Below are 25,252 nucleotides of genomic sequence, written 5' to 3'. Positions count from 1 at the left end.
TCGCAGATGTTAGGTACGGTAGTGCTGGCAATGCTGGGGATGGGTGCGATGACCGAAGAACGACCGCTCGATCCGACGCCGATCGTGATCGCGCATCGCGGTGCCAGCGGATCGCGCCCCGAACACACGCTCGCCGCGTACGAACTGGCGATCGAACAGGGGGCGGATTTCATCGAACCCGACCTCGTGCTGACCAAGGATAACGTGTTCGTGGCGCGGCACGAGAACGAGATTTCGGGCACGACCGACGTCGCGGCGCATCCGGAATTCGCCGCGCGGCGCACGACGAAGACGATCGACGGACAACAGGTCACCGGCTGGTTCACCGAGGATTTCACGCTGGCCGAGCTGCGCACGCTGCGTGCGAAGGAACGCCTGCCGCAGCTGCGCCCCGGCAATACCGCCTATGACGGACAGCAGCCGATCCCGACGCTGGCCGAGGTGGTCGCGCTCGCCAAGCGCGCCACCGCCGCGACCGGGCGCACCATCGGCATCTATCCCGAAACCAAGCACCCGACCTGGTTCGCGTCGATCGGCCACCCGATGGAGGCACGCCTCGTCGCCGAGCTGCGCACCGCCGGCTGGGACAGCGCAAAGGCACCGGTGTTCATCCAGTCGTTCGAGGTGAACAACCTCAAGGCGCTGAAGAAGCTGACCACCATCCGCCTGATCCAGCTGATGGACGGGCAGGGCGGCCCGGCCGACCGCGCGGTCGACAGCTATGCGATGATGGCGACGCCCGCCGGATTGAAGGCGGTCGCGACCTATGCGTTCGGGATCGGCCCGAACAAGACGATGGTCGGCGCCGGCAAGCCGCTGGTCCATGCCGCCCATGCTGCGGGCCTGCGCGTCCACCCGTGGACCTACCGCGCCGAAAACGTCTTCCTGCCCGAGGCGTATCGCGTGCCCGGCGGTCCGGAGGTGCATGGCCGCGTGGGGCAGGAGATCGCCGACGCCGTCGCCGCGGGTGTCGATGGTTTCTTCACCGATTTCCCGCTAATCGGGGCGCAGATACGCGACAAACCCTATTGAGGATAAGCAGATGCGACTGGCGTGGGCGATATTGGCGGTGGCGCCGCTGACCGGGGGCTGTGTCAGCACCGTCTGGAACGTGGCCACCGCCCCGGTCCGCGCCGGCGCGCAGGTGGTCGACTGGACCACCACCAGCCAGTCCGAAGCCGACCGCAACTACGGCCGCAAGATGCGCAAGAAGGAAGCCCGCGAAGGCCGCGAACTGCGCAAGGAAGAGGCGCGGCGGCGGGAACAGCGCGACGACGATTGAGGACTGATCCCTGATCGTCACCCCGCTTCCACACACGTCACCCCAGCGCAGGCTGGGGTCTCAAGCGGCTCCTGCCGTGGGCAATAACCGGGAGACCCCAGCCTTCGCTGGGGTGACGTAAGGGGTCAGGGACCGGGGTGACGGGTGTGGCTGGGGGGATATGATCCGGCGCGGCCAGCGGCAGGCGTCCGTCCTTCACCGATTCCCCGCCAGCGCCTCCGCTACCGCGCGCAGCACCACCAGCCGCGTCTGCACGCCATAATGGCTGCTCACCACCTCGACCGACCGGCACCCCGGTTCGCCCACCACATGGCAGCCGAGCCCGTTGACCAGCCCGTCGCTGGCGCTCCAGATCGCGGTGGCGGGGACGGGCAGGGGGCGGCGCACTTCCTCGGCCAGCGCCAGCACGGCGGGATCGTCGACCGACTCGCCGCTGATCCATTCGTACAGCCGCCACACATGGGTCGACCGCGCCGGCCCGGCATAGGGGCTGGCGACCGTCACCACTTGTTCGACCAGGTCGGGGCGGCGATGCGCGGCAAGGCGCGCCATGATCCCGCCCAGGCTGACCCCGACCAGCGCCACCGGCCGCCCGGTGGCTTGCGCGATCGCATCGATCCGGTCGAACAGCGTGGTCCCGTCCGCGCCGATGCTGCGCTGCCCGAAATTGCGTCCCAGCGCCCATCCGCGCGCATCATGGCCGAGCGTGCGCAGGTAGCGCGCCATGATCGTGTTCGACCGGTCGCCGTTGAACAATCCGGGCAGCAGCATCACCGGCTCGCCCGTCGCGCGCGGTGCCCCGTCCAGTGCCGCCCGCCAGCGAAACGGCACTCCGGCCAGCGCCAGCGCGGCGCGCGGCGTCTCGATCACGAACCGTCCGATCGGCGGCGGGGGCAGGGGGTTCACAGCCACGACGTCACCGTCACCGGGAACGGCGTCCACCGCCCCATCGGCACGCCCGCCGCGCGCAGCATCCGCCCGGTCCACGCGTTGCACGTCTCGACCGCGCTATAGCGCCCGCGCGCAACGTAAAAGGCGTCGTACGGCCCATAGCCATGCACCGGCGCTCCGTCCGCAAAACTCGCCCGGATCGCGGCGACCAGCCGGCGATACTGGTCCGGGGTCAGCATCACCGGATACACGCCCGGCTCGCCGACCGGCTCCGGCAGATGCCCGACATGCAGCGCCACCGCATCGCTGCCGATCGCCGCAGCGGCGATTGTGGCGGGCTTCACGTCGCCCCAGGTCGGCGTACCGATATAGAAGGCGCGGTCGCCCCAGCCGATCGACAGCCAGCCATGGCCGGCGTAGCGCGGGTCGGCGATATCCCGTGCCCGTACCAGATCGTCGAACCCCATGCCGGCGACATGCTTGGGCAGGACGATGCCGGTATGGATGCCGTTATCCTCGACATAGATGCGGATGCCCGCGGCCGGCGGCGCCTGTCCGCCCGCCGGGATCGCCCCGCCGACCAGCCCCGCGAACAGGTACAGCAGCGCGATCAGCGCCACCGCCCCCAGCGTACCCGCACTTCGGCGCAGCCATTTCCGTCGCATCGTTTCCCATGCTACTATCTCGCCATGGCAAGCGAAACCCATGTACTCGACCGCCCGCCCGAGGGCGCCAATGCCGACTGGACGATTCCGCAGGGCTGGGACGCCTATAGCGCGCAAGACCATGCGACGTGGGACACGCTGTACGCGCGACAGATGAAACTGCTGCCGGGCCGCGCGTCGGACGCGTTCCTGCGCGGGCTCGATGCGTTGAAGCTGTCCGAATCGGGCATCCCCGATTTCGAGGAACTGTCGGATCGGCTGGAGGCGCTGACCGGATGGCGCGTGGTGGCGGTGCCGGGGCTGGTGCCCGACGACGTGTTCTTCACCCACATGGCCAATCGCCGCTTCGTCGCCGGCAACTTCATCCGCCGCCCCGACCAGCTCGATTACCTCCAGGAGCCCGACGTCTTCCACGACGTGTTCGGCCATGTCCCGATGCTCGCCGACCCGGTGTTCGCCGATTACCTCGCGGCGTACGGTCGCGGTGGCCTGCGCGCGCTCGAACTCGGCTCGCTCAAACAGCTGGCGCGGCTTTATTGGTACACGGTCGAATTCGGGCTGGTGCAGGAACCGGAGGGCTTGCGCATCTACGGCGCGGGCATCGTGTCGAGTGCGTCGGAAACCCGCTTTTCGCTGGATGACCCAAGCCCCAACCGGATCATGCTCGATCTGGCACGGGTGATGCGGACCGATTATCGCATCGACGATTTCCAGCAGACCTATTTCGTCATCCCCAGCTTCGACGAACTGCTGCGCCTGACCGTCGAAACCGACTTCGCACCGGTGTACGACGCGATCCGCGAGGAACGCGAGATCGCGGTGGACGCAGTGCTGCCGGAGGACGAGGTCGTCACCGAAGGCACGCAGGCCTACGCGAGTTCAAAGGCGTAAAGATCCTCCCCGGCACGGGGAGGGGGACCAGCGAAGCTGGTGGAGGGGGCTGTCGGCATACGGAACCGTTGCGTTGCGTGGCGGCCCCCCTCCACCACCGCTTCGCGGCGGTCCCCCTCCCCGCAGAGCGGGGAGGAATTACAAATCCAAAGCCCACCCGTCGCGACCCTTGGGATCGATCGGCCCGGTCGGCACGAACCGTTCGGCCCCCGCCGCCATCCGCAGCACGCTCCAATCGCCCCGCCGGTCGACCTCTTCCAACGTACAGCCGCACGCCGCATAGGCCGCGACCACCTCAGCCCGCTGCGTCTCCAGCAACCCGGCCAGCACGATCGTCGCTCCCGGCGCAGCGATCGCCGCCACCTCGGGCGCCATCGACATCAGCGGCCCGGCAAGGATGTTGGCGATCAACAGGTCATAAGGCGCCGCCGCCGTGATCGCGTCCGACAGCGCACCATCGGCGACCACCAGCTCGACCCGATCCACCGCATTCGTCCGCGCATTGTCGGCGGTGACGTCGATCGCCACCGGATCGATATCGGTCGCGATCACCCGCGCCGCCGGCCACAGTTCGCGCGCGGCGAACGCCAACAAGCCGGTCCCGGTCCCCAGATCGATGACGTTGCCGAAATCCGTCGCGCCCAGCCGGTCGAGCATCGCCAGGCACCCGCTGGTCGTCTCGTGATGCCCGGTCCCGAACGCACGGCCGGCATCGATCCGGAACGCCCGCGCCCCCGCCGGCACCGCGTCGAGCGCCCCGACATGGACATAGAAGCGCCCGACATGCAGCGGCTCCAGCCCCGCCTGGCTCATCGTCACCCAATCCTCGTCGCCCAGCGCCTCGATGGCAGGGGCGTGGCCCGCCGCACTCGGCACCAGCGCCGCGATCGCCGCGATCGCCCCCGCATCGGGCTCGCGCTCGAAATAGGCGTCGAGCCGCCACGTCTCGGTATCGTCCTCGACCGTCTCGGTCGTCATCAGCACCGGCGCGGGATCGATCCCGAAATCGGCGGCATCGATCGCCTCGGCCTCGGCCCGGGTGCAGGGGAGGGTCAGTTTCCAGCTCATCGCACGTAACTCGCGCCATTGATGTCCAGCACCGCGCCGGTCATCGATTCGGGCGCCTCCGTGGCACAGAAGGCGGCGACCGTCGCCACTTCGTCGACCTGCGCTACCCGACCGAGCGGGATATCGGCCTGCGCCGTCGCTGGCCCGGCGGCATCGGCCATCGCCGTCGCGACGAACCCCGGACAGATCGCGAAGGCCAGGATGCCGTCGGCGGCATAGGCGCGCGCGATCGTCTTGGTCATCGCGACCATGCCTGCCTTCGACGCGGCATAATGCCAGTGCGCGGGACTGTCGCCCCGATGCGCCGCGCGGCTGGCGATGTTGACGATCCGCCCCGGTCGACCGCTCGCCTGCCAGTGCAGCACCGCCAGCCGGCTGAGTTCAGCGGCGGCGGTCAGGTTGATGCGCAGCGTCCGCTCCCACCCGGCAACCCATTCGTCATGCGGCAGCGACAGGTCGTGTGCCTCGAACACCCCGGCATTGTTGATCAGCACGTCGATCCGCCCGTCCAGCCGGTCGAGCGCGCGCGTCCACAGATCGGCCGGGGCGGCGGGATCGGCGAAGTCGGCGGCGAGGTCGCCACGCGTCGCCTGCACGGCAAGCTGGTGAGGTTCGCGCAGCCGGTCGGCAATCGCCGCCCCGATCCCGCGCGATCCCCCGGTCAGGAGAATATGGGCCATGCCCGCGTGTAGGCGGGGGCGTGGCAGGGGGCAACGGGGCGACCAGCCGTCTTCGTCACCCGGGGCTTGATCCGGGGTGACGGGTGAAAAGGTAATTGCCGTCGGACCACAACAACCACCCGCGCCACATCCGTCATCCCAGCGAAGGCTGGGATCTTCCGGGACTTACGCGCCGCGCCATCCGCGAAAGACCTCAGCCTCCGCTGGGGTGACGACCGGATCGCAGGTCGCAACGCCCCCATCATCGTCATCCCGCGCAGGCGGGGACCCATATACGCTGCCGCCAGCGGACCGAGCCGAACCACCTGCGTCTATGGATTCCCGCCTCCGCGGGAATAACGAAGCGTAAGGGCATTGCGCGGCGCGAAAGCTTACGCCGCGACCTTCCCCACGAAATCCACCGCGCTGGTCTTGAGCGCGCCCAGTTCCCCGTCGAGCGAGGTGAACCCGTTGCCGACCCGGTCGATTTCCGACGCCACCATTTCAGTGTCCTCGCGGATCGCGGCGATGGTCGACGACATCGAATCGGCGGCCAGCGCGGTTTCGTCGACCGCGGCGGTGATCGCGGTGACGGTCTGCGCCTGCACCTCCATCGCGCTGCGGATGCGGTTGGCGCTTTCCTGTACTTCGGTGACGGTCGCGCGGATCGACGCGTTGGTTTCGACCGTCGATCGCGTCGCCGCCTGGATCGCGGCGATCTTGGCGGCAATGTCGTCGGTTGCGCGCGCGGTCTGGCTGGCGAGGCTCTTCACCTCCTGCGCCACCACCGCGAAGCCGCGGCCGGCGTCGCCAGCGCGCGCCGCCTCGATCGTGGCGTTCAGCGCCAGCAAATTGGTCTGTCCGGCGATATCGCGGATCAGGCCCAGGATCGATTCGATCGACTTGGCATGGTCCGACAGTGCTTCCGACATGCCGACCGCGGTACCGGCCTGTTCCGATGCGCGCGTCGCGATCTCGGCGGCGGCTTCCACTTCCATGCGGGCATCCTCGATCGCGCGGATCAGTCCGGCCGACGTCGCTGCCGCCTCGCGCATCGCGACCGCCGACTGTTCGGCGGCGGCGGCGACTTCGGACGCCTTGCCCAGCATGCCGCGGACATTGGCCGACGACCGGCTGGCATGGACGCGCAACGTGTCGCTCTCGCGGCTCGCGCGTTCGACGGTGGTACCGATATTGTCGCGGAATTCATGCGCCAGCGCGTCGCGCGACGCCTGCAGGTCATACGCCATATAGGCGCTGTACAGCGCGACATAGACGTCGTTTTCCAGCGCGCGGGTCCGCAGCAGCAGCATCGTGCAAGTCCGCAGGCCGGGTTCGTCGTCGGCCAGTTCGCGTTGCAGCACTTCCATCGTCTTGCGGCCGCAGGCGTCGATGATCGCCAGCACCGCGGTCAGCGACGACCCGCTCGAAAACGCGCGTGCGACCGTGCGTTCCACCGACTGCACCCATGCGAGGCCGGAAAGATTGGTGAAGTGGTTGCGCAGATAGGCGGCACCCAGTTCGATGACGCGTTCGACATCGGCGGCTACGACGTTGCGCCCGCCGATGCGTTCGGAATGGGGCAGGATCGTCGACGCGATTTCGCGCACATGCGGTTCGATCACGGTCCACAGTTCGCGCGCCTGGGCGATCTCGCGATCCGAAAAGTCGAACATCCGCAACCGCATGGCCAGATCGATGGTCGGGCTGACGCTTTCGGCCGCAGGAAGCTGTTTCGTGTTCACCGGTATCCCCCATGTCGATTCGGCGGGCGTGCCGCGGTGGCCGCTCGTCGTCCCGTCTGTTCGGCAAAATAGGAAGAAAGGCGTTAACAGTCGGTTGACCACGGACCCGGCGGCATCGCCCTTTCGTGCGAGCGGACTTGCATCGGCGGGGCGGGTGCGTAGATAGGCCACAATCGCTGGAAATCCGCACCCGCCCGACGTGGTTGCACGCGCTGCTTGAGGAACGTCCGACTTGGCCATGGTCCGCCCCAAATCCCGCCCCGTATCGCCCCATCTCCAGATCTGGCGCTGGGGGCCGAACATGCTGGTGTCGATCCTCCACCGCGCGACCGGTGTCGCCATGGGCACGGTCGGCCTTGCGCTGTTCGTGTGGTGGCTGGCAGCACTGTCGGGTGGCGCGGAAAGCTATGCGCGCTTCCTGTCATGGTTCACCGGGCCGTTCGCGCCGGTAGGCTATCTGGTCGGTATCGGGCTCAGCTTCGCGCTGTTCCAGCATATCGGCAACGGCATCCGCCATTTCTTCATGGATATCGGCGCCAATTTCGAACTGAAGGGCAACCGGCAGAGCGCGATTGCGACGATCGTGTTCGCCGCCTGCGCGACTGCCGCGCTGTGGGCCTGGCTGCTGGTGGGGAAGCACTGATGGGTAACGGAACCAGCATCGGCCGCGTCCGCGGCCTGGGGTCGGCCAAGGCCGGCGCGCATCATTTCTGGCATCAACGGCTGACGGCGGTCTCGAACCTCGTCCTGATGCTGTGGTTCGTGCTCTCGCTCGCGCTGCTGCCGGCCTATGACTACGACACCATGTTCGCCTGGGTGTCGTCGGCATGGGGCGCGGTGCCGCTGATCCTGCTCGCCACCTCGGTCTTCTACCATGCCAAGATGGGCCTGCAGACCGTGATCGAGGATTACCAGCATGACGAAACGCGCGTCGTCGCGCTGATCGCGCTGAACCTCGTCTATGGCGCGGGCTGGCTGTTCGCCGCCTTCTCGATCCTCCGCATCGCTTTCACCGGGACGCCCGCATAATGGCCACCGACGCTTACAAGATCATCGACCACACGTATGACGCGATCGTCGTGGGGGCAGGTGGCTCGGGCCTGCGCGCCACCATGGGCATCGCCGAAGCCGGTTTGAAGACCGCCTGCATCACCAAGGTATTCCCGACCCGGTCGCACACCGTCGCGGCACAGGGCGGCATCGCGGCCTCGCTCGGCAACAACTCGCCCGACCACTGGTCGTGGCACATGTACGACACGGTCAAGGGCTCCGACTGGCTCGGCGACCAGGACGCGATCGAATACATGGTTCGCGAAGCCCCCGCGGCGGTCATCGAGCTGGAACATGCCGGCGTGCCGTTCAGCCGGAACGAGGACGGGACGATCTACCAGCGTCCGTTCGGCGGCCATATGCAGAATATGGGCGAAGGCCCCCCGGTGCAGCGCACCTGTGCCGCCGCCGACCGTACCGGCCACGCCATGCTCCACGCGCTGTACCAGCAGTCGCTGAAGTACGACGCCGACTTCTTCATCGAATATTTCGCGCTCGACCTGATCATGGAGGACACGTCCGAGGGCAAGGTCTGCCGCGGCGTGATCGCGCTGTGCATGGAAGACGGGTCGATCCACCGCTTCCGCGCCCATTCGGTGGTGCTGGCGACCGGCGGCTATGGCCGTTGCTATTTCTCCGCGACCTCGGCGCATAGCTGCACCGGCGACGGCGGCGGCATGGTGCTGCGTGCCGGCCTGCCGCTGCAGGACATGGAATTCGTGCAGTTCCACCCGACCGGCATCTACGGCGCGGGCGTGCTCATCACCGAGGGTGCGCGCGGCGAGGGCGGCTACCTCACCAACAAGGACGGCGAGCGGTTCATGGAACGCTACGCCCCCTCGGCCAAGGATCTCGCCTCGCGCGACGTCGTCAGCCGCTCGATGGCGATGGAAATGCGCGAAGGGCGCGGCGTCGGCAAGGACGGCGACCATATCTTCCTGCACCTCGACCATATCGATCCCAAGGTGCTGGCCGAACGCCTGCCGGGCATCACCGAAACCGGCAAGATCTTTGCCGGCGTCGACCTGACCCGCCAGCCGCTGCCGGTGACCCCGACCGTCCATTACAATATGGGCGGCATTCCCTGTAATTATCACGGCGAAGTCGTCACGATTAAGGACGGTAACCCGGACGCGGTCGTGCCTGGCCTGTTCGCGGTCGGCGAAGCGGCCTGCGTGTCGGTCCACGGCGCCAACCGCCTCGGCTCCAACTCGCTGATCGATCTGGTCGTGTTCGGCCGTGCGACCGGCCTGCGCCTCAAGGAAACCTTGAAGCCCAACACCCCGCACAAGCCGCTGCCCGAGGGCTCGGCCGACCTGGCGCTTGCCCGTCTCGACAAGTTCCGCAACGCGAGCGGCGGCAAGCCGACCGCGCAGATCCGCCTCGACATGCAGAAGACGATGCAGAAGCATTGTGCCGTGTTCCGCGACGACGCGCTGCTGAACGAAGGCGTGACGATGATGGACGACATCTATCGGTCGTTCGCCGACGTGAACGTCACCGACCGGTCGCTGATCTGGAACACCGATCTGGTCGAGACGCTCGAACTCGACAATCTGCTGGCACAGGCGATGGTCACCATCCGCTCGGCCCAGAACCGCAAGGAAAGCCGCGGCGCGCACGTGAACGAGGATTTTCCCGATCGCGACGACGCCAACTGGATGAAGCATACCATCGCGACGTTCGACGGCTGGGGCGGCAAGCTCGGCACCACCGCGATCGATTATCGCCCGGTGCACGACTACACCCTCACCGACGAGATCGAGTACATCAAGCCGAAGAAGCGGGTGTATTGAGTTCGTTGGTTCTGGTTCGCAAAAGGGCGATCGGCTTGGCAGCCGGTCGCCCTTTTTGTTTCACGCGAAGGCGCGAAGAGAGTGGTTCGCGCGAAGGCGGAGAGGACGCAACGAAGAAAGTGGTTCGCGCAGAACCGCGGAGACGCGGAGGGTTCCGCAAGGGCAGCGGTCGCGACCTGGCACCAGCCGCCCCGCACACGTCGCCCCGGACTTGATCCGGGGCCGCGCTTCTTCTCCTGCCTTGGCAAGCAAGCGGAGCCCCGAATCAAGTCCGGGGTGACAATGGGAAGGTCCCGCATCTCGCGCCAGCGAGCCTCCCCCAATTCCTTCCCACGAACCCCAACGCCGCAACGCCCCGGCCAACTCGCCAACAGCGAAACCCCTCCGCGTCTCCGCGTCTCCGCGCGAACCCCTAATCTCCTTCGCGCCTTCGCGTGAATCATTCGCAGCGAAAACCGGAACCAACCCCACCCGCTCCCGGTTACCGCCGCCGACCACGCCAGAGGGAACGCCCGCCATGCCCGACACCAACGTCAACGACTATCCGCTGCTCGCCCGCCCGCACGTCCATCTCGCCGGCCCGGTCGACCATGCGATGTACGAGAGCTTCCGCAACCAGGTCTTGGGCGCCCCCGCCGACGGCCCGCTGGTCGTGTCGATCTCGACGCTGGGCGGCGATCCCGAAGTCGCCCGCGCAATGGGTGACGATATCCGCCTGCTGCGCGATTACACCGGCCGTGAGGCGCTGTTCCTCGGCAAGGTCGCGGTCTATTCCGCCGGTTCGACCTTCATGTCGGCCTTCCCGGTCGACAAGCGCTTCCTGACCAAGGGCACGCGCCTGATGCTGCACGAGCGGCAGATGACCAGCACCATCGAACTGTCCGGCCCGCTCAAGATGCTGGTCGCGACGCTCAAGGCCAAGCTGCACGAGATCGAGACCTCGGTCGAGATCGAAGAAGAGGGCTTCCGCGCGATCGTCGCAGGATCGCAGGTCCCGTTCGAGGAACTGGTGCAGAAGGCCCCGGCCAACTGGTATATCGGTGCCGAGGAAGCGAAGGCACGCGGGCTGGTGCTGGACGTGATCTGACGGTCCGCTCCCTTGCCCGAACCGTACCCCCGCGCAGGCGAGGGTCCAGAGTCCAAAGCGCGACGTTGGTTTCTGCAACTCTGGACCCCCACCTGCGCGGGGGTACGGTATGTTCGTGGCAACGGGCCCTTGCCACGCGCCGGTCCACACCGCACCTATTGTGGCGAACCTAGCCAAATTCCCCCATCATCGGAACATCATGGCCGACAATGACTCCGTTCTGACCGCCGCCCGCGACTGGGCCGGTGCGCCGCTTGCACTCGCCACCGTCACCTCGACCTGGGGGTCAGCCCCACGACCGCGCGGCAGCCACATGCTGGTCCACGAAGACGGCCGGTTCGAAGGATCGGTATCGGGCGGCTGCGTCGAAAGCGACATCCTCGCCACCGCGGCGGAGGTCATCGCCGGTGCCCCCTTCGCCGTAAAACGCTACGGCGTGGCCGACGCCGCGGCATGGGAGGTCGGCCTGCCCTGCGGCGGCGAGATCGAGGTGATGGTCCAGCGCGTCGACCGCGATCAGTTCGACCCCGCGCTGTTCGACGCGATCGACGCTGCCCGCATGGACGGACAGGCGCTGACCCTCACTACCGACCTCGCCACCGGCCGGACGGAGGCGAGCGAAGGCGACGGCTTCGTCAACCGCTACGACCCGCCGCGCCGGCTGCTGATCGTCGGCGCGGTGCAGATCGCGCAGGGGCTGGCCGGCATGGCGCGCGAACTGGGCATCGCCACCACCTTGATCGACCCGCGCGCGCGTTTTCTGACCGAAGAGCGCTTCCCCGGCGTCACCCTCGACGATCGCTGGCCGGACGAGGCGTTGCAGGCGCTCAAACCCGACGCCGCCACCGCCGTCGTGACGCTGAGCCACGATATCAAGATCGACGACCCCGCGCTGATCGAAGCGCTGAAGACTCCCGCCGCCTATATCGGCGCGCTCGGATCGCGGCGCAGCCATGCCGCGCGGCTCGAACGCCTGTCCGCCGCCGGGGCGCAGGGGCTGGAGCGGATCGACGGTCCGGTCGGCCTCGACATCGGGGCGATCGGCCCGTCCGAAATCGCGCTGTCGATCGCGGCGGCAATGGTGAGGAACTTCCATGCGCGCTGAAGATGCCGTCCTGATCCTGCTGGCGGCGGGTCGTTCGCAGCGCTTCGGCGATGCCGACAAGCTGGCGCAGGAATTCCTGCACAAGCCGGTCGCCTATCATGTCGTGACCGCATTGGAGGCGATCCCGTTCCTCGGCCGCGTCGCGGTGATCGACGGGACGACGCTCGACTTCGCCTCGCGCGGGTTCGACGTGATCGTCAACGAAGTGCCGGCAGACGGCATGTCGCGCTCGGTCCAATTGGGCCTGCGCGCAGCACGGGCCAAGGGCGCGAAGGGTGTGGTGATCGCGCTCGCCGACATGCCGCGCATCACCGCCGCCCATGTCTACCGCCTGCTCGACACCGCCCGCGACGATGCCGACGCCGTGGTGGCATCGAGCGACGGGACCAAGCCCTGTCCGCCGGCGGTATTCGGCGCGGGCCGCTTCGACTTCCTCGAATCGCTGGAGGGCGATGCCGGCGCCCGCGACCTCGTCCGCGCCGGCCGTCACGTCGTGACCGCACCGGCGGAGTTGATCGACATCGACACCCCCGAAGACCTCGACCGCCTGCGCGCCATCGCCGAAGCGCCTGAACAGCACGACGCGATCACCTTGCCGCGACCCGAACCCTGGTGGCATCCGCGGCCGGAATGATTTTCCTACAGGGGGCGGGTTGGGTTAGCGTCTAGGAAATATTGGTTCACGCGAAGGCGCGAAGGCGCGGAGAAGAAGAAAGGATTTGATCGCGCAGAGGCGCAAAGGACGTAGAGAGGTTGCGCTCGCCGCGTAGCGGCTCTCTCTTTCTGGGAGGCAGCAAGCGAAAAGGCTGCACCAGACAGGCCGACGTCACCCGTTCCACAACCCTCAGCGTCCTCTGCGCCTCTGCGCGAAAACACTCTTCTTCTACTCCGCGCCTTCGCGTGAAAACGATCTTTCTACCGTAAGCCCCACACGTCGCCCCAGCGAAGGCTGGGGCCTCTAGCGGCTCCTGTCCCGCGCCATCATCGGGGAATGCCCGCCTTCGCTGGCATGACGTGTGGTTCAAAGGGAAAGCCACATGCGAACGAAACCGTGGCGAGTGTGAACTTAGTGAACTTTGGCCTCACGCCATCGCCGCCTGCGCCCCCCTCAAATCCTCGACGAACCGTGCAAACTCTTCATCTGCCTGGGTTTTATCCGGCAACCGGAGCAAATAGCTCGGATGCACCGTGATCCACGCGGCGCTGCCGTCGCTCAGCGTCAGCACCCGCCCGCGCTCGCGCGAGATCGTCACCGTCTTGCCTGTCAGCGACCGCGCTGCCGTCGCCCCCAGCGCCACCGTCATCCGCGGGCGCAGGATGCCGCGTTCCTGCTCGATCCACCAGCGGCACGCATCGATCTCGCCCACGCCCGGCTTGGCATGGATGCGCCGTTTCCCGCGCGGTTCGAACTTGAAATGCTTGACCGCGTTGGTGACATAGACCCGCGACCGGTCGATCCCGGCTTGCTCCATCGCCCGGTCGAATACCTGCCCCGCCGGCCCCACGAACGGCCGCCCGGCCAGATCCTCCTGATCGCCCGGCTGTTCGCCGACCACCATCATCGCCGCATCGACCGGTCCCTCGCCGAACACCGTCTGCGTCGCTGGCTTCCACAACGGGCAGCGCTGGCACCCCGCCGCCTCCTCGCGCAGGGCGGCCCACGCCACCTCGCTGTTGCCGCCCGGAGCTGCCCGCGCCGTCTCGATCATCGCCGCCTCACGTGCCTGCGCCCCCGCGATCAGCGCCGGGACCAGCGCGGTTTCGGGCATGTTCTTCCAATATTTGCGCGGCATTTCCCTCAGCATCGCGCCCTTCTTCAACCGCGCCGGATTGAAGATCGATGCGTAATAGGTCTTCCAGACTTCCTCGACCGGATCGCCATCGGGCGCATCGGCCTTGGCCGCCGCCGGCCCCTCGGTCAGCGTCTCGCCGTCCCAGTGCATCGACACCTCGGGCGTCAGGATCGACCAGTGCATGCTGGCGAACCGGTCGACGAAGAACCGCGCATTGTGCCGCACGATATGATGTTCGGGTTCGAACCACGCGACGAAGCGGGTGGTATCGTCCTCCTCGACCTCGCGAAAGCGCAGGAACGCGCGCATCTTGTGGATGTCGCGCCGCACCCCCTTGGCCATCTCCTCCAGCCGCCGCAGCGCCGGATCGGCCTTGTCGTCGATCAACCGCGGTTCGGCGATCAGGCGGGTGAGCATGGCATAGAGCAGCGCGAACCGCTCGGGATCGGCATGCATCGCCACGGTCCGCGCCAGATCGATGAACGGACGCGGCACGCGGGGAGGCGGCGCATTGCCGTCGACGATCGCCTCGTCGCCGAACAGGTCGGTGGGCAGATCACCGACCTGCCACACCACGTCCGCCGGGGACACGCGCTGCGCGGCGAGGCTGCGGGCGGCATCGCGCCACCCGTCGAAATCATCCGCCGCCGCCAGCGCCGCGACCCGCATCAGTCGCGATCGTCGCCCGCTTCCGAGGATTCCGCGATTTCCAGTTCCTTGGGCTTGCGGTCCTCGAACACCTTGGCGATGCGCGCTTCCTCATCGTCGCTCAGTTCCTCGGCGGCGGCAGGAAACATCTCTTCCTCTTCCTCGTCGATATGATGTTCGTAGCGGTGGCGCATCTCGGCGAAGCGCTCGTTCCACTCGTTGCTGCCTGCGTCCAGCTTGGCGATCTCGCCCAGATAGTCGTCGATCTCCTTATGCTCGGACACCGAATGCCGCGCCTCGTCGCGCAGGTCGGGATTGGCGAGCATCGTCGCGTAGAGCGCTTCCTCCTCGGCGGCGGCATGGGCCGACACCTCCACGCGGAATTCCTCGAACAGCGCGGCGCGCTCGTCACCCTTGGCGGAATCGATCCGCTGGAGCAGATCGCGGTGGCGGTCGTGATCGGCCTTCAGGTCGGCATAGATGCGGGCGTCGGCCATGGCGGTGTTCCTTTGTACGGGGTTCCCCCCAGCAACGGCGGCGAACGGCGGAGGTTTCTCTTGCGAGGGATTTTCACTGCCCCTCGCGTCATCCCGGCGAAGGCCGGGATGACGGAAGGTTAGCCGAACAACTCCATCTGATCCGCCTTCTTCGGCGCCACGACCGGCCGCAACTCCGCCCGGTCCGCCAGCACCACCGGTCGCCAGTCGTCGGCGACGATGAACGGCCGCATCTTGGCGATCGATACCGTCAGCCGCCCGACATCGGCCAGCGCCAGCCGCCGCCAACGCCGCGCGATCAGGATCGCATTGACCGCCTTCACCCCCAGTCCCGGCACGCGCAGCAGCATCTCGCGCGGGGCGCGGTTCACGTCGACCGGAAAGCGGTCGCGGAACTTCAACGCCCACGCCAGCTTGGGATCGATGTCGAGCGGCAGCATTCCCGTCGCATCGTCCGCCGCCGCGCGCACTTCGTCGGGGCGATAGTCGTAGAAGCGCATCAGCCAGTCCGACTGGTACAGCCGGTGCTCGCGCATCAGCGGCGGGCGTTGCAGCGGCAGCACCGCCGACGCCTCGGGGATCGGACTGAACGCCGAATAATAGACCCGACGCAGGCCGAACCGGTCATAAAGGGTCGCCGCCTTGCCGACGATATCGCTGTCGGTCGCGGCATCAGCGCCGACGATCATCTGAGTCGATTGCCCCGCCGGCGCGAACTTCGGCGCGGATTTGTAGCGTTTGCGCGCATCGCGCCCGTCCGCGATCGCATGGGCGACGTCCTTCATCGCCCCCTCGATCTGCGGCGCCGACTTTTCGGGTGCCAGCCGCTTCAGGCCGCCGGTCGTCGGCAGCTCGACATTGATCGACACGCGATCGGCATAGACCCCGGCCAGATGCACCAGCTCGGGATCGGCATCGGGAATGGTCTTCAGGTGGATATAGCCGCGAAAGTCGTGATCCTCCCGCAGCGATCGCGCGACCTCGACGATCTGCTCCATCGTATAGTTCGACGATCCGATGATTCCCGACGAGAGGAACAGGCCCTCGATATAATTGCGGCGATAGAAGCTCAGCGTCAGCGCCACGACCTCCTGCGCGGTAAAGCGCGCCCGGCGGACGTTCGACGACTTGCGGTTGATGCAATAATGGCAGTCGAAAATGCAGCTGTTCGTCAGCAATATCTTCAGCAGCGAGATACAGCGACCATCCGGCGCATAGGCATGGCAGATACCCATCCCCTCGGTCGATCCGATCCCCTTGCCATCGCGTGAATTGCGCTTGGCGGTGCCCGACGACGCGCACGATGCGTCATATTTGGCGGCATCGGCCAGGATCGCCAGTTTCTGCCGGGTGTCGAGTTGCGCCATCCGTTCAATATATGTTCTAACGCCACCGCCACCAAGGGGTAATCAGTCCAATGCGTTAGTCAGCGCCTTGCGCAGCGCGGTGACTTCCGCATTCAACGCGACCAGCCGTTCCGGCGCCATGCCGCTGCGCGCGACGACGGTCGGGGCAAGGCACCCGCTCTCCGCCCAACGCTCCCGCCCGGCCTTGGTCAGGCGGACCCGTACCTGCCGCTCGTCGTCCGGATTGCGCACCCGCGTCACCAGCCCGGCGGCCTCCATCCGCTTGGCCAGCGGGGTGATGGTGCTCGGCTCCAGCGCCAGCCGATCGGCGATCGCCCCGATGGCCATGCCGTCCTCGCTCTCGCTCAGCGTCAGCAGCACGAGGAACTGCGGATAGGTGATCCCCATCCGGTCGAGCATCGGCTTGTACGTTCGATTGATCGCGATCGTCGCCGCATAGAGCGAGAAGCACAGCTGGTCGTCGAGGGGCAGGGGCTGGGTCATCCGCCCGACATAGCATGAAAGGTTGTCGCGATAAATAATGCTGGACAGTCCCGCACCGGCACCCTAAATATTTATCGCGATAAACAAATGGAGCATCCCATGTCAGTCGACGTCAAGTACAGCACCACTGCCACCGCTACCGGCGGTCGCGAAGGCCATGCCCGTAGCGAGGACGGGCGCGTCGACATCAAGCTGTCGACCCCGCGCGAACTGGGCGGCGCCGGTGGCGATGGCAGCAATCCGGAACAGCTGTTCGCGGCCGGCTATGCCGCCTGCTTCATCGGGGCGATGAAGGTCGCCGGCCAGCAGCTGGGGATCAAGGTGCCCAACGACGTCGCGGTGACCGCGACCGTCGGCATCGGTCCGCGCGCGCTGGGCGGGTTCGGCATCACCGCCGACCTGAAGGTATCGGTGCCTGGCGTTGATCCGCAACAGGCGCAGGCGCTGGTCGATACCGCGCACGGCATCTGTCCCTATTCGAACGCGACGCGCGGCAATGTCGATGTCGGCCTGACGCTTGCCTGATCGTTCGCTCGCCTGACCGTTCGACAGCGGCGGCCGGCATCACCTATACCTTGCGGGGGCGAGAAGGAGAGGCCGGTTGCTGACGATCCAGACGATGCGGTGGTTCGCGCCCTCGGACGCCGCATCGCCGAACCATGACGGGGTGGGAACGGCCGAGGCAGTTCCCGCCCCGCATGCCATGTCCCGGCCGGGGCCTGGCCGATGACCACCATCGCCGACGTCGCGGCGCGTGCCGGGGTGTCGATCCGCACCGTGTCGCGCGTGCTCAACCGGTCGCCGCTGGTCAATGCCGCCACGCGCGAGCAGGTGGAGGCGGTCGTCGCCGCGTTGCAGTTCCGGCCCAGCGCGCGGGCGCGGGGACTGGCGACCGGGCGGTCGTTCCTGCTCGGGCTGGCGCATAACGACCGCAACGCGCTGGTGCTCGATCCGCTACAGCGCGGGATCGTCGGCGCGGCGGCGGCGCGCGGCTATGAACTGGTGGTGCATCCGGTCGCGCCGGGTGACGGCGACCCGGTGGCCGACGTACTCGATTTCGCCGGCCGGTCGCGGGTCGACGGCATGGTGGTCGTGCCGCCGGTGTCGGGCATCGCAGGCGTGGCCGGGGCGCTGGCCGCGATGGGCGTGCCGGCGGTCGCGCTCTCCTCCGTTCCGCTCGCCGGCTATGGCGCGGTGCTGGTGTCCGACGAACAGGGCGCGGCACGGGCGGTTGCCGACCATCTCGTCGCGCTCGGCCATCGCCGGATCGCCCTGCTGTCCGGCCCGGCCGATGCCCCCTCCGCCCGTGAGCGCCGCACGGGATTCGTCGCCGGACTGGCCGACCATCGCCTGACCCTCACGCACGAAGCGGAAGGCGATTACGGCTTCGACAGCGGCGTGGCGGCGGCGACCCGGCTGTTGCAGGCCGACCCGCGCCCGACCGCGATCTTCGCCGGCAACGACGTGATGGCGGCGGCGGTGCTGAAGGTCGCGGCGTCGCTGACGATCGACGTGCCGGGCGACCTGTCGGTCGTCGGCTTCGACGGCAGCATTCTGGCGCGGATGCTCACCCCCGCGCTGACCACGGTACACCGTCCGATCGCCGAGATGGCGGCGGTGATCACGACCCACCTGATCGACCGGATCGAAGGCGGGGCGGACGATGCGCCGCTGACCGCGACGCTGTCGCTGTCGATCGGCGGGTCGTGCGGCCCGGTCAGGCGCGGATAAGGTCGAGGAAGCGGATCGCCGCGTGATACTCGCCTGCGCGGGCGGCACGGGTTTCGGCGGCCAGCACGTCCTCGCCCCATTGTTCGATCTGCCAGTCCTCGTCGACATGCGCCGCCGCCCATGCGCCATCCGCATCGATCGCCCGTTCGACGACCGCGAGGCCCAGCAGCAGCGATCCGGTCAGCCCGACGATCGGCGACAGCGGCGCCAGCTCCCATGGCGACAGCGCTACCGTCGCCTCGCGCAGCCGGGCCAGCGTGCGCGGTGGCTGTTCGACCGGCATGACGCCATCGGTCACGACGAAGTCGACGCCGTAGCGTTCGCGCGCCCAGCCGAGCACCTTGTCCCATGCCGCCGCCTGCCGGTCCGCCAACGGTCCCGGCTCGGCGCGGTAGCAGAGCAGGTCGCTGCCGCCATAGACCGCAAGTCCCCCGGCGAAGGCGTGCGGCTCGGGCGCGATCCGCTCGATCGCGGCGTTGGCAAGGCCCGTCAGCGGCATCGTGCGCGGATCGACCGTTTCCCCAACCGTACGCCATTCGTCGGCAATCCCCTCCGCCAGTGCCGCGAACGGCACCACCAGCGGCAATCGTCCGGGCGTCCGCACCGGCCGTCCGTCGAGCGCGATGCCGCCCTCCGCCGTGACCGCGACCTCGCGCCAGAACCGCTTCACTGGCTGCGCCATTTGGCCAGCAGCCCGCGCGGTACGACCGCCATCGCATATAGCGCCGACAATACGATCGCGACGCCCAGTACGCGCATCGTGGTGTCCTGCGCGCGCGCCACCAGGATGACGCCGAACACCGCGCCGCACGCGGTGACGATGCGGATCGCGACCAATATCATCCAGCGGTTACGGGCAAGCGCGTCGTCGGTCATGACTGCTCCAGCAGGACAGGGAGGGTGGCGGCATCGTCGCACAGCCGATCCGCGCCGGCAGCGACCAGTTCGTCGGGACCATGATAACCCCAGGTGACGCCGATCGCCTGCGTTCCCGCCGCAACCGCCATCGCCATGTCGAACCCGGTATCGCCGATCATGACGGTGCGATCGGCATGGATGCCGGCTTCGCCCATCGCGGCGAACAGCATCGCCGGATGCGGCTTGGACGGATGCCGGTCGGCGGTCTGCAGCGTCACGAAATGCTGCGTCAGCCCGTGATGCGTCAGCAACAGCGACAGGCCACGATCCGACTTGCCGGTCGCGATGCCCAGCCTCCATCCATGGTCGAGCAGCGCGGTGAGCGCGTCGACGATGCCGGGGAACAGCGGTTCCTCCGCCAGCCGCCCGTCGCTGCGCATCGCCCGGAAATGGCGCTTATACCCTTCTGCCACCGCCTCGTGCAGCACGGCCGTGCTGCCCGGCACCAGCGACGCCACCGCCTGCGGCAGGCTCAGCCCCACGATCCGTCGCACGTCGCGCGGATCGGGATCGGGCAGGCCGGCATCGGCAAAGGCCAGCGCCATGGCGAGGCAGATATTCGCCTGCCCGTCGGCCAGCGTCCCGTCGCAATCGAACACGGCAAGGCGGGTCATGGCACCCGCATCCATGCCGCCAACGGATGATCGCCCAGCCGATCGGCAACGCGCGCGCGAACCTCCGCCGGCTTGTTCTGGTTCAGCTTGGCTGTCCCGCGCCATGCGGTCGGCACCAGTTCGAAGGCGATGATGGCGTTCATCATCGCCTCCGCCTTTTTCGGGTTCATCTGTTCCATCGACCATAGCGGTTCGGATTCGAAGGTCGCGGTGAGCGTGTCGAGCTGGTCACGCAGTGCGGCACGGTCGAGCGCACGGACCTTGCCCTCGACCTCGACCGACACATAATTCCACGTCGGCACCTCGTCCGGTCCCGCCGCATACCATCCGGGCGGGATATAGGCATGCGGCCCCTGCACGACGAACAACGCGCTGGCCCCGTCCAGATGGGGCGTCACCGCGTTGCCGCGCGCGATATGGAAGCGCAAAATACCGTCCGCGTCCGCCACCGCCGGCACCTGCGCCACGCGCGGGCCATCGGGGGTGGTCACGAACAGCTGGCCGAATCCTTCATCGGCCACGAACGCCCGCGCCGCGTTCTCCTCCATCCGAAACGCCGCATTCGGATGCATCAGTCGCGACTGCCCCGCGACCGCCGTTCGCCGCGGCGCTCCTTGCGATAGTTCTTGGCATGCGCCTTGGCTTTCGCCTTCAGGTCGGCCTTCGTCACCGGCGGCGGGGTGTCGTCGATCATCGCGTTGCCAAGGCTCATGTCGAAGCCCAGCAGGTCGATGCTCTCCGCGAAATGCGGCGGCAGCTCGGCGGTCACATCGACCTGTCCGCCATCGGGATGGTCGATGCGGATGCGCCGCGCGTGCAGGTGCATCTTGCGGCTGACCCCGCCGGTCAGGAACGCGGCCTGCCCGCCATATTTGCCGTCGCCGACGATCGGATGCCCGATCGCCGACATGTGCACACGCAACTGGTGGGTGCGCCCGGTAAAGGGTTGCAGTTCGACCCAGGCGGCGCGGTTGCCGACGCGTTCGATCACGCGGTAGCGCGACCGGGCCGGCTGGCCTTCCGCTTCGTCGACATGCATCTTCTCGCCGCCGGTACCCGGCTGCTTGGCGATCGGCAGGTCGATGATGCCGTCCGAAATGTCGGGGATGCCGACGACCAGCGCCCAATAGACCTTCTTGGCGGTGCGCCCCGAAAACGACTTGGCGAAGAACGCCGCTGCCCGCGCAGTACGCGCGATCAGCAGCGCGCCCGACGTATCCTTGTCCAGCCGGTGGACCAGCTTCGGCCGACTCTCGCCATCGAACTGCAGTGCGTCGAGCAGCCCGTCGACATGGTCGTGGGTCTTGGTCCCGCCCTGCGTGGCGAGGCCCGGCGGCTTGTTCAGCACGATCGCCTGCTTGTCGCGGTGGATCACCAGCGACTGTGCGAACTCGGTCTGTTCGGCCGACAGCGGCGCGCGCTCCGCCTTGGGCTTGGGTTGCGCCACGATCGCTGATTCGGGCGGCGGCACGCGCAAGACCTGACCGGCGGACAGCCGCGCGCCGGGCTGCGCCCGCCCGCCATCGATGCGGAGCTGCCCGGTGCGCGCCCAGCGCGATACGATGTTGAAGCTGGTATCGGGCAGATGCCGCTTGAACCAGCGGTCCAGCCGGATGCCGTCGTCGTCGGCCCCGACCGTGAATTGCCGGACGTCGTTGTCGCTCATGCCGCTCCCCGCGTCAGTTGTAGTCCGACGAACAGCGCCGCGGCCGCGCCGATCACCGATACCAGTGCATAGCCGATCGCGCTCGCAATAGCGCCGCGTTCGACCATCGTGATCATGTCGAGCGAGAAGGCGGAGAAGGTGGTGAACCCGCCCAGCACCCCGACGCCCAGCGCAAGGCGCAGCGGCTCGCTGCCGCCCTCACGCGCCAGCACGCCGACCAGCAGCCCCATCGCCAGCCCGCCGATCAGGTTGACGCCCAGCGTCCCCCACGGATAGCCGGGGCCGAAGCTCGCGAGCGCCCACCGCCCGAACAGATGCCGCAGGCCCGCGCCGACAGCGCCCCCGGCCATGACGATGAATAGATTTCCCATGATCGCCTGTCGCCTAGCCGATTGTGGCGCGCGATGAAACTGCCGTGCGTTGCCGTCGCTCCGCTCCGCTCCGCCGTCGGCGACCGGGCGGTCGGACGGGGCGGGTCACGGCGTTTCGCGCTCATGGATGACGCCTGCCCCCTTGCTGCTCGCCTTCCCGATCGTTACTATATGTTGCGATGCACAACGATGCCGTAACCGACTCCGCACCCGATCCCTCGACCGAGGAAGAACGCGCGTCCTTGAGCGATATCATCCGCTTTGCCCTGATGCAGCGGATATGCCTGTCGGTGCGCTACAACAACATGGACATGATCCTCGCGCCGCACATGCTGTGGACCAAGCATGGCGACCTGCATGTCGATGCGGTGACGGTCGAACGCGCGGGCAGCGCGCCAAAGATCTTCAAGGTCGGCACGTTCAAGCTCGCCGGCCTCGGCAATGTCGCGCTCACTTCGCGCACCTTCGTGCCGCAGGTCGAATTCGACCCCGCCGATCCGAAATATGCCGAGGCACCGGTCGCGTCGGTCCAACGCTGAACCAACGGCACTCCACCGCCACAATCGCTTGCACATCCCCGCCGCCGGGCCCATGGACGGGCACGAGCCGGGGGCGCGTCGGGCGGTCCGGAACTAGTCGGGCGAGGATCAGTGACCAGCATCGGTATCTTCGGCTGGCAGGGCCGGATGGGGCGCGCGATCGAGCTTGAGATCGAACGGGTCGGCGAAACGCTGGCCGGCGGCGTCGATCAGGGCGGCAACCCCGCGGACCTCGCCGGGCGCGCCGACGTACTCGTCGATTTCTCGTCGCCTGCTGCGCTCGAGGGCAATCTCGCCGCCGCGCGCGCCGCGGCGACGCCGATCGTCATCGGTACCACCGGCCTCAACGACCGCCATCACGCGATGATCGATGCAGCGGCGGCGGACGTCGCGGTGCTGCAGACCGGCAATACCTCGCTCGGCATCGCGCTGCTGTCGCGGCTGGTGCGCGATGCGGCGCGGCGGCTCGGCCCCGACTGGGATATCGAGATCGTCGAGAGCCACCACCGGCTGAAGGTCGACGCGCCCTCGGGTACCGCACTGATGCTGGGCGATGCCGCGGCGGAAGGGCTGGGGACGACGCTGTCCGACAGCGGCGTGATCGGCCGCGCCGGGCTGGTCGGTGCGCGGGCAGGGGGGACGATCGGTTTCGCCTCGCTGCGCGGCGGCACCGTCGTCGGCGATCACCAAGTGGTGTTTGCGGGGGAGGGCGAGCGGATCGAACTCGGCCACCGCGCCGACGATCGCGCGCTCTTCGCCCGCGGCGCGGTGCGCGCCGCGCTGTGGCTGGCGAGCGCGCCGGCAGGCCGCTACACGATGGATGCGGTGCTCGGCGTTTGAAGAAGGCGGACGTCTTCGAATTCTTCCGGCGGCTGGCGGAGGAAAATCCCCACCCGGAAACCGAACTCGAATCGGTCAACGACTATACGCTGCTCGTCGCGGTCGTGCTGTCGGCGCAGGCGACCGATGCCGGCGTGAACAAGGCCACGCGCACGCTCTTCGCCACCGTCGACACGCCCGAAAAGATGGTCGCGCTCGGCTTGGACGGCCTCAAGCACCACATTCGCACCATTGGCCTGTTCAACAACAAGGCCAAAAACGTCATCGCCCTGTCCGAAGCGCTGATCGCCGAGCATGGTGGGCAGGTGCCTGCCGATCGTGCCGCGCTGGAAACGCTGCCGGGTGTTGGGCGCAAGACCGCGAACGTCGTGATGAACGTCGCGTTCGGCGCGGAGACCTTCGCGGTCGACACCCACATCTTCCGCGTCGGCAACCGCACCGGGCTGGCGCGTGGCAAGACCCCGAATGCGGTCGAAGCGGTGCTGGAGCGTGTCGTGCCTCAACCGTTTCGCCTGCATGCGCATCACTGGCTGATCCTGCACGGCCGCTACATCTGCAAGGCGCGCCGCCCCGAATGCTGGCGCTGTCCCGTCCCCGATCTGTGCGCCTTCCGACCGAAAACCCCGGCCCCGGCGCAAAAGGATGCACCGGCCGACTGAAACGGCTGGCAATGCCGCGCGACCTTTGCTAGGCCCGTGCCTCCACGGCCAAGCACCCGTAGCTCAGCTGGATAGAGCGCTGCCCTCCGAAGGCAGAGGCCAGGGGTTCGAATCCCTTCGGGTGCGCCATTTTCGTTCAGCGCTGGTACTGACGCGGCCGGCATCTCGTGTCGTTCTGCGTCGACGCGCCGACCCACAATGCATGGCGATCGTTCCCGGATGCAGGTATAAGCGGCCACGCGTCCGTCCGGGCGCGCATGCCCTGAGGAGCGGTGATGAAGCTGAGCGCGCGCAACCAGATTTCCGGGACGATCGTGGCGATCACGCCGGGGGCCGTGAACGGTTCGATCAAGGTCGATATCGGCAGCGGGAATATCGTCACCGCCAACATCACCGAAGAATCCATCCACGAACTGGGCCTCGCCAAAGGCGATACGGTGACCGTCATCGTGAAGGCGAGCGATGTGATGATCGGGAAGTGAGATCAGCAGCCTCTGCTATCACCTGCGCGCTGTTCCGCCCCGACTGGCCGGTCGCGGCGATCGTCGCGGTCCTGGCGCTGTCGGGTTTCTTCACGTCGTTCCAGTTCACCGGCTATAATGCCATCGCCTATGCCGAGGTCGAGGGCGACCGGATGAGCGCGGCGACCACCCTCTATGCGACGTTCCAGCAATTGATGCTGTCGCTCGGCATCTGCGCCACGGCGATGGTGCTGCAGGTCGGTACGCTGGCCGGCGGCCGGCGGCAGCCGACGCTGGCGGCGTTCTCGGCCGCGTTCGTCGTCGTGTCCGCGATCTCCGGCATAGCGTTCTTCTGGAACCGCCGTTTCGCCGCCGACGCGGGTGAAACAATGAGCGGGCATCGCACGTAGCGATACGCGTCGTCGA

The 25,252-nt window shown here is 67.6% G+C and carries 31 protein-coding genes and 1 tRNA gene; 17 read left to right on the top strand and 15 right to left on the bottom strand.

Features of this window, described 5'->3' with window-relative positions; genetic code table 11:
• The first annotated feature begins 6 nt into the window (after positions 1–6).
• Together MF610_RS16625 and MF610_RS16620 are read left to right on the top strand one after the other, a co-directional pair.
• Complete coding sequence (locus tag MF610_RS16625; protein ID WP_380870583.1) at positions 7–1,032, top strand: glycerophosphodiester phosphodiesterase; 1,026 nt, start codon at positions 7–9, stop codon at positions 1,030–1,032.
• Positions 1,033–1,042: 10 nt separating this feature from the next.
• Positions 1,043–1,282, top strand: a complete 240-nt coding sequence (locus MF610_RS16620) for a hypothetical protein (protein WP_242201258.1) — start codon at positions 1,043–1,045, stop codon at positions 1,280–1,282.
• A gap of 195 nt (positions 1,283–1,477) precedes the next feature.
• Here MF610_RS16620 and MF610_RS16615 read toward each other — a convergent pair whose 3' ends face one another.
• Together MF610_RS16615 and MF610_RS16610 are read right to left on the bottom strand one after the other, a co-directional pair.
• Positions 1,478–2,194: an alpha/beta hydrolase-fold protein gene (locus MF610_RS16615; protein ID WP_242201255.1), complete on the bottom strand. Its 717-nt coding sequence runs from the start codon at positions 2,192–2,194 to the stop codon at positions 1,478–1,480.
• A complete protein-coding gene (locus MF610_RS16610) occupies positions 2,185–2,838 on the bottom strand; it encodes a TIGR02117 family protein (protein ID WP_242201236.1) in 654 nt (217 codons plus the stop codon). Before MF610_RS16610 ends, MF610_RS16615 begins: the two co-directional genes overlap by 10 nt.
• A 24-nt stretch (positions 2,839–2,862) precedes the next feature.
• On the opposite strand from MF610_RS16610, the gene phhA reads away from it, so the two are divergent.
• Positions 2,863–3,729 (top strand): phenylalanine 4-monooxygenase, encoded by an 867-nt coding sequence (phhA, locus tag MF610_RS16605; protein WP_242201233.1) that lies wholly within the window; start codon positions 2,863–2,865, stop codon positions 3,727–3,729.
• A 138-nt stretch (positions 3,730–3,867) separates the two neighbouring features.
• Here phhA and MF610_RS16600 read toward each other — a convergent pair whose 3' ends face one another.
• The 3 genes from MF610_RS16600 to MF610_RS19235 all read right to left on the bottom strand — a co-directional run bounded on the left by MF610_RS16600 (position 3,868) and on the right by MF610_RS19235 (position 7,201).
• Positions 3,868–4,797 carry a 50S ribosomal protein L11 methyltransferase gene (locus MF610_RS16600; RefSeq protein WP_242201215.1) on the bottom strand — a complete coding sequence of 310 codons (930 nt, stop codon included), beginning with the start codon at positions 4,795–4,797 and terminating at the stop codon, positions 3,868–3,870.
• On the bottom strand, positions 4,794–5,477 hold the full coding sequence (locus MF610_RS16595; protein ID WP_242201212.1) for an SDR family NAD(P)-dependent oxidoreductase: 684 nt from the start codon (positions 5,475–5,477) through the stop codon (positions 4,794–4,796). The genes MF610_RS16600 and MF610_RS16595 overlap by 4 nt, the downstream gene beginning before the upstream one ends.
• A gap of 371 nt (positions 5,478–5,848) precedes the next feature.
• Positions 5,849–7,201, bottom strand: coding sequence for a methyl-accepting chemotaxis protein (locus tag MF610_RS19235; protein ID WP_380870584.1), 1,353 nt, complete (start codon positions 7,199–7,201; stop codon positions 5,849–5,851).
• Positions 7,202–7,439: 238 nt separating this feature from the next.
• On the opposite strand from MF610_RS19235, the gene sdhC reads away from it, so the two are divergent.
• The 6 genes from sdhC (at position 7,440) to MF610_RS16560 (ending at position 12,873) form a co-directional block, all read left to right on the top strand.
• Positions 7,440–7,844, top strand: coding sequence for a succinate dehydrogenase, cytochrome b556 subunit (gene sdhC, locus MF610_RS16585; protein WP_242201443.1), 405 nt, complete (start codon positions 7,440–7,442; stop codon positions 7,842–7,844).
• A complete protein-coding gene (sdhD, locus tag MF610_RS16580) occupies positions 7,844–8,230 on the top strand; it encodes a succinate dehydrogenase, hydrophobic membrane anchor protein (protein WP_242201209.1) in 387 nt (128 codons plus the stop codon). The genes sdhC and sdhD overlap by 1 nt, the downstream gene beginning before the upstream one ends.
• Positions 8,230–10,047, top strand: a complete 1,818-nt coding sequence (gene sdhA, locus MF610_RS16575) for a succinate dehydrogenase flavoprotein subunit (RefSeq protein WP_242201193.1) — start codon at positions 8,230–8,232, stop codon at positions 10,045–10,047. Before sdhD ends, sdhA begins: the two co-directional genes overlap by 1 nt.
• Positions 10,048–10,564: 517 nt before the next feature.
• Entirely contained in the window at positions 10,565–11,134 is a 570-nt protein-coding gene (locus MF610_RS16570; RefSeq protein ID WP_242201167.1) for an ATP-dependent Clp protease proteolytic subunit, read from the top strand.
• A gap of 199 nt (positions 11,135–11,333) precedes the next feature.
• On the top strand, positions 11,334–12,239 hold the full coding sequence (locus MF610_RS16565) for an XdhC family protein (RefSeq protein WP_242201164.1): 906 nt from the start codon (positions 11,334–11,336) through the stop codon (positions 12,237–12,239).
• Positions 12,229–12,873, top strand: coding sequence for a nucleotidyltransferase family protein (locus MF610_RS16560; protein ID WP_242201161.1), 645 nt, complete (start codon positions 12,229–12,231; stop codon positions 12,871–12,873). Before MF610_RS16565 ends, MF610_RS16560 begins: the two co-directional genes overlap by 11 nt.
• A 448-nt stretch (positions 12,874–13,321) precedes the next feature.
• On the opposite strand, the gene MF610_RS16555 is transcribed toward MF610_RS16560, so the two are convergent.
• From MF610_RS16555 to MF610_RS16540, 4 genes are all read right to left on the bottom strand, one after another.
• Positions 13,322–14,701 carry a UdgX family uracil-DNA binding protein gene (locus MF610_RS16555; RefSeq protein WP_242201158.1) on the bottom strand — a complete coding sequence of 460 codons (1,380 nt, stop codon included), beginning with the start codon at positions 14,699–14,701 and terminating at the stop codon, positions 13,322–13,324.
• Positions 14,701–15,177, bottom strand: coding sequence for a hemerythrin domain-containing protein (locus tag MF610_RS16550; protein ID WP_242201140.1), 477 nt, complete (start codon positions 15,175–15,177; stop codon positions 14,701–14,703). Before MF610_RS16550 ends, MF610_RS16555 begins: the two co-directional genes overlap by 1 nt.
• Positions 15,178–15,296: 119 nt before the next feature.
• Entirely contained in the window at positions 15,297–16,544 is a 1,248-nt protein-coding gene (locus MF610_RS16545) for a putative DNA modification/repair radical SAM protein (protein WP_242201093.1), read from the bottom strand.
• A gap of 42 nt (positions 16,545–16,586) precedes the next feature.
• A complete protein-coding gene (locus tag MF610_RS16540) occupies positions 16,587–17,027 on the bottom strand; it encodes a MarR family winged helix-turn-helix transcriptional regulator (RefSeq protein ID WP_242201090.1) in 441 nt (146 codons plus the stop codon).
• 99 nt (positions 17,028–17,126) lie between these two features.
• On the opposite strand from MF610_RS16540, the gene MF610_RS16535 reads away from it, so the two are divergent.
• The gene (locus tag MF610_RS16535) at positions 17,127–17,552 is read left to right on the top strand and encodes an organic hydroperoxide resistance protein (protein ID WP_242201077.1); all 426 of its coding nucleotides are present in this window, start codon (positions 17,127–17,129) and stop codon (positions 17,550–17,552) included.
• Between the two features lie 201 nt (positions 17,553–17,753).
• A complete protein-coding gene (locus tag MF610_RS16530) occupies positions 17,754–18,758 on the top strand; it encodes a LacI family DNA-binding transcriptional regulator (RefSeq protein ID WP_242201060.1) in 1,005 nt (334 codons plus the stop codon).
• Here the strand turns inward: MF610_RS16530 and MF610_RS16525 are convergent.
• The 6 genes from MF610_RS16525 to MF610_RS16500 are packed head-to-tail and all read right to left on the bottom strand — an operon-like array spanning position 18,745 to position 22,327.
• Positions 18,745–19,428, bottom strand: coding sequence for an ATP12 family chaperone protein (locus tag MF610_RS16525; RefSeq protein WP_242201057.1), 684 nt, complete (start codon positions 19,426–19,428; stop codon positions 18,745–18,747). The genes MF610_RS16530 and MF610_RS16525 overlap by 14 nt on opposite strands.
• On the bottom strand, positions 19,425–19,634 hold the full coding sequence (locus MF610_RS16520) for a hypothetical protein (RefSeq protein WP_242201053.1): 210 nt from the start codon (positions 19,632–19,634) through the stop codon (positions 19,425–19,427). The genes MF610_RS16525 and MF610_RS16520 overlap by 4 nt, the downstream gene beginning before the upstream one ends.
• Positions 19,631–20,290: an HAD-IA family hydrolase gene (locus tag MF610_RS16515; RefSeq protein WP_242201050.1), complete on the bottom strand. Its 660-nt coding sequence runs from the start codon at positions 20,288–20,290 to the stop codon at positions 19,631–19,633. Before MF610_RS16515 ends, MF610_RS16520 begins: the two co-directional genes overlap by 4 nt.
• Positions 20,287–20,862 carry an FMN-binding negative transcriptional regulator gene (locus MF610_RS16510; RefSeq protein WP_242201048.1) on the bottom strand — a complete coding sequence of 192 codons (576 nt, stop codon included), beginning with the start codon at positions 20,860–20,862 and terminating at the stop codon, positions 20,287–20,289. The genes MF610_RS16515 and MF610_RS16510 overlap by 4 nt, the downstream gene beginning before the upstream one ends.
• Complete coding sequence (locus MF610_RS16505) at positions 20,862–21,956, bottom strand: RluA family pseudouridine synthase (RefSeq protein WP_242201045.1); 1,095 nt, start codon at positions 21,954–21,956, stop codon at positions 20,862–20,864. Before MF610_RS16505 ends, MF610_RS16510 begins: the two co-directional genes overlap by 1 nt.
• The gene (locus MF610_RS16500) at positions 21,953–22,327 is read right to left on the bottom strand and encodes a fluoride efflux transporter FluC (RefSeq protein WP_242201043.1); all 375 of its coding nucleotides are present in this window, start codon (positions 22,325–22,327) and stop codon (positions 21,953–21,955) included. The genes MF610_RS16505 and MF610_RS16500 overlap by 4 nt, the downstream gene beginning before the upstream one ends.
• Before the next feature lie 179 nt (positions 22,328–22,506).
• Here MF610_RS16500 and MF610_RS16495 point away from each other — a divergent pair, with 179 nt between their 5' ends.
• The 6 genes from MF610_RS16495 (at position 22,507) to MF610_RS16470 (ending at position 25,236) form a co-directional block, all read left to right on the top strand.
• Entirely contained in the window at positions 22,507–22,866 is a 360-nt protein-coding gene (locus tag MF610_RS16495; protein ID WP_242201003.1) for a hypothetical protein, read from the top strand.
• 111 nt (positions 22,867–22,977) lie between these two features.
• Positions 22,978–23,706 carry a 4-hydroxy-tetrahydrodipicolinate reductase gene (gene dapB / locus MF610_RS16490; RefSeq protein WP_242200993.1) on the top strand — a complete coding sequence of 243 codons (729 nt, stop codon included), beginning with the start codon at positions 22,978–22,980 and terminating at the stop codon, positions 23,704–23,706.
• Positions 23,703–24,365 carry an endonuclease III gene (nth, locus tag MF610_RS16485; RefSeq protein WP_242200985.1) on the top strand — a complete coding sequence of 221 codons (663 nt, stop codon included), beginning with the start codon at positions 23,703–23,705 and terminating at the stop codon, positions 24,363–24,365. Before dapB ends, nth begins: the two co-directional genes overlap by 4 nt.
• A gap of 52 nt (positions 24,366–24,417) precedes the next feature.
• Positions 24,418–24,494, top strand: a tRNA-Arg gene (locus MF610_RS16480).
• 146 nt (positions 24,495–24,640) lie between these two features.
• Positions 24,641–24,847 carry a TOBE domain-containing protein gene (locus MF610_RS16475; RefSeq protein ID WP_242200981.1) on the top strand — a complete coding sequence of 69 codons (207 nt, stop codon included), beginning with the start codon at positions 24,641–24,643 and terminating at the stop codon, positions 24,845–24,847.
• Positions 24,844–25,236, top strand: coding sequence for an MFS transporter (locus tag MF610_RS16470; protein WP_242200956.1), 393 nt, complete (start codon positions 24,844–24,846; stop codon positions 25,234–25,236). The genes MF610_RS16475 and MF610_RS16470 overlap by 4 nt, the downstream gene beginning before the upstream one ends.
• Positions 25,237–25,252: the final 16 nt, after the last annotated feature.

It is taken from the genome of Sphingomonas hankookensis, from assembly GCF_022664465.1.
GTDB lineage: Bacteria > Pseudomonadota > Alphaproteobacteria > Sphingomonadales > Sphingomonadaceae > Sphingomonas > Sphingomonas hankookensis.
Note: the sequence above shows the minus strand (reverse complement) of the source record. Positions and strands in the feature narration are given on the sequence as shown.